This is a genomic window from Acinetobacter lactucae (genome assembly GCF_013344765.1).
Lineage (GTDB): Bacteria > Pseudomonadota > Gammaproteobacteria > Pseudomonadales > Moraxellaceae > Acinetobacter > Acinetobacter lactucae_A.
The window spans coordinates 1-2,223 of record NZ_JABVBF010000280.1 but is presented as its reverse complement, the minus strand read 5'-3'; the positions used below and the strand labels follow the sequence as shown (position 1 = coordinate 2,223).

Genomic DNA, 2,223 nt, shown 5'->3' with positions numbered 1-2,223 from the left:
TAATACAACTTACGGTTTTTAGCTTTTAAAGCTTTGGCTTTAATACGAATTTGATAGACATAACCAAAAGCTTTATTTAGGCCACCTGTTTGGTCGCCTGTTTCATTCGGTGAGCTTGCCGCTGTCATCACATTACGACCAAACCAATGATTGAAATGCTCCATCCATTTTACTTTCATTGGACGTTCAACGTCTGCAAAGAAAATAATACGGTTTTGATCAGTCTTATTTTCAGCATAGTGAATATAAGTTTCATCAAACACGACACTTTGACCATCACGCCAAGAATATCTTTCGCCATCGACATCAATAAAACAACGATCATCATTTGGCGTAATTAAACCTAAGTGATAACGCAGTGAACCTGCATACGGATCACGGTGTCTTACCAAACGGCTATCAGGTGCAAGTTCGGTAAACATTGCTGCTTTAATTGTCGGCAATGTTTTAAGAAGTGCTGTGGTTTTTGGACAAAGCTCGGCAGCAGATGGATGACTCGATTCGTACCATTTGAGATAAAAACGCTTCCAACCTGTTTTAAAGAATGAGTTAAAACCCAAGTCATTATAGGTGTTTGAAGCTTTAATCCCACCTTGGTCATATAAAGCTTTCGCTTCATCACGAATCATTTCCCAATTTTCATCCAGCACTTTTAAATCTTTAAAATGCTGGGTGTCGATATAAGGTTGATTCGGCACCTTTGAAAAGATGTACATTAAAAAGTTAATCGGTGCGAGCAAGGTTGAATGGTCAAAAAATTGACGATAAAACGAGTGACGCACTTTGCCGCGATGTTGGATATACAATGCTGATATCACAAAAACCGCTAATATGATCCACTTAATCATATAGTTACTCGCATTTAAGCATCTTTAAAGATACTTCGAAGGAATTTGAAATTGAGGGAATAATAACAAAGTCTCGAAGAAAATTCAGACCTAGATCAGCAAGTATTATTTTTTGACTAAATAGAAATCTCAAAAATAACCATTTTTGAGATTTCTTAGACTCGGTTTTTAAATTAGTTTTGATATGCTTGCCAATTTAATGCTGTCAGAGAGTCAAGTGCTTTCGCAGCGGTTTCATTGTAGGCATAACAACCAGATTTTAATTGTGCAATTTTTAACTGAGCAAAACGAAGGTCTTCAGGATCATTCGTATTTTTTAAGAATATTTCCCAATGCTTAATCTCTTGATCAGCGGTCCAGCCAATGTTACTCGTGTAATCTGCTGCATATGTCTTACCTTGATATTGCACCGCAACACCAGCACCCACAGCAAAACCTAAGCTAGTATCATAGATCGTTGTCCAAAGAACATTTTGCCATGATCCTTTAACTGCTTTATAAGTGAAACCAAATGGATTTGTTTGGTTCAAATAATTAAGATATGGTCCATTTTCAGCATCAAAATCCTCAAAACTTTGATTAATTTCATAATTTTGATCAATATTAAATGCAAATGTCTCTTGATTAGATTCTTTTGAAATTAAACGATAACAACTACTGCCTTGAGGGAATTTATTCTGTCCATAAGTATTAAGAAATAAACGTCCTTTTGCCGTACTCTTGTCGACAACTGGAAAACCTAATGCTCGATATCCTGGCAAAACAGTATCAAACATATTCTTATTAGAGAGATCAACTTTTTGAAATTTCCAATCTTCTTTAACATCACCAATGATGTCTAATCTCCAGTCTGTCATTGAATTAAAATTCATGACATTGATTGCTTTATCAGTAGGGAAATAGAGTTTTTTCTCTGTTAACAAATACTGATCTAAAGCTTGATTAGAAGAGCCATCTATTGATTTTTTATTAAAAATTTCAAAATAAGCGTTATTTAGCTCATCTATTTTTTCATTTAGCTCGTCTACTTGATCAGGGTTGTAATCCATAAAATAATAACGAGTACCATCCGCAATAGAATCTTGTGAGGTACCACTTTGGTTGTTATTTGCTGAATTATTATCACTAGAACCACCACCCCCACATGCACTCAACATAAAAGGAAGGATGGCTAAAATCATAAATTTATTTTTTAACATAATACATACTTTATTGAACATTTTTATAACACAAAGTTTATCTAAAGATAAAAAAATAGACAATACTTTCTGTCTAATAATTCACAAAGAATATTAATTTTTCTTATTCGCTCAGAGATAATTTAATAATTGTCGATTACATTCCCTAGCTTCATCTTATGCCATGATTAATAAGC

At 34.1% G+C, this 2,223-nt stretch carries 2 protein-coding genes; both read right to left on the bottom strand.

The genetic code is table 11. From position 1 onward, the window contains the following. Positions 1-848: lipid A hydroxylase LpxO (gene lpxO / locus HUN22_RS16655; RefSeq protein ID WP_174731714.1), on the bottom strand; the 848-nt coding region annotated here is incomplete at its 3' end. Between the two features lie 173 nt (positions 849-1,021). Continuing rightward, complete coding sequence (locus tag HUN22_RS16650; RefSeq protein ID WP_174731711.1) at positions 1,022-2,047, bottom strand: hypothetical protein; 1,026 nt, start codon at positions 2,045-2,047, stop codon at positions 1,022-1,024. Positions 2,048-2,223: the final 176 nt, after the last annotated feature.